Genomic DNA, 1,534 nt, shown 5'->3' on the forward strand with positions numbered 1-1,534 from the left:
AAACAAACCTGGAAATAGCTGGCTCTCCCCGAAATGCCTTTAGGGACAGCCTCATGCAAAGCGGAAGGAGGTAAAGCACCGGATGGGATAGGGGGCGTCACAGTCTACCGACACCAATCGAACTCAGAATGCCATCCGCCAACGCATGGGAGTGAGACTGTGTGCTCCAAGGTTCATAGTCGAGAGGGAAACAGCCCGGACCGCCGGCAAAGGTCCCAAAATAACGCTCAGTGTGAAATGAGGTGCGTTTGCACAGACAGCCAGGAGGTTGGCTCAGAAGCAGCCATTCCTTAAAAGAGTGCGTAACAGCTCACTGGTCGAGCAGGCGTGCGCAGACAATGTAACGGGGCTAAGCGTTATACCGAAGCCGCGGGTCCGCATCTTGTGATGCGGGCGGTAGGGGAGCATTGCGCTAACCGGAGAAGGCGTACCTGTGAGGGGCGCTGGAGGAAGCGGAAGAGAGAATGCAGGCACAAGTAACGAAAAGACGGGTGAGATTCCCGTCCGCCGAAAGCCTGAGGATTCCCGGGTAAAGGCAATCTGCCCGGGGTAAGTCGGCCCCTAAGGCGAGGACGAAAGTCGTAGTCGATGGGAAATCGGTTCAAAATCCGATACCCGATTCAGTTTTGAAGGCAGGACGCATGAGGTGAAATCCGGCAGAAGAACGGTAGTTTCTGTCCAAGCGGTAAGGTGTTGAGAGGGCGGTTAAAAGAGCCCTTGAGCTGAGCCGTTACGGGGAGCGGAGCGCAGGCGAAGCGAAGCGGACGTAATCAGGGTGCCGGGAAATACTGTCTAAAGATAGGCTGAGTCGGACCGTACCGGAAACGGACACACGCAGGCAGGATGAGTAATCTAAGGCGCACGAGCGACCCCGCGTTAAGGAACTCGGCAAAAAGCACACGTAACTTCGGAAGAAGTGTGGCTCACGCTGATAAGGATGTGAGCGGCAGAAAGCAGGCCCAGGCGACTGTTTATCAAAAACACAGCCATCTGCGAACCAGCAATGGGACGTATAGGTGGTGACACCTGCCCGGTACCGGAAGGTTAAGAGGAGAGGTTAACAGCAATGTGAAGCTTTGAATTGAAGCCCCGGTAAACGGCGGCCGTAACTATAACGGTCCTAAGGTAGCGAAATTCCTTGTCGGGTAAGTTCCGACCCGCACGAATGGTGTAACGATTCTGGGCGCTGTCTCAACGCGGGACTCGGTGAAACTTATATTCCGGTAAAGAAGCCGGATACCCGTAATTAGACGGAAAGACCCCGTGAACCTTCACCGCAGCTTATCACTGGGATTCTATCCGCCATGTGTAGGATAGCCGGGAGGCACTGAAGCGTGCGCGTCAGCGTGCGTGGAGCCGATGGTGAAATACCGGCCCTGGCGGATGGGATTTCTAACTCCGGTCCGTGAAGCCGGAAGGGGGACAGTGATTGGCGGGCGGTTTGACTGGGGCGGTCGCCTCCTAAAGGGTAACGGAGGCGCGCGAAGGTCTCCTCGCGGTGGTTGGAAATCATCGTACGAGTGTAAAGGCACAA

General features: G+C 55.7%; 1 rRNA gene. It reads left to right on the top strand.

Annotated features, from left to right (window positions below):
- Nucleotides 1-1,534: ribosomal RNA gene (locus ACO5R6_RS07645) — 23S ribosomal RNA — on the top strand; the annotation flags it as partial.

The organism is Shuttleworthella sp. (assembly GCF_057251025.1).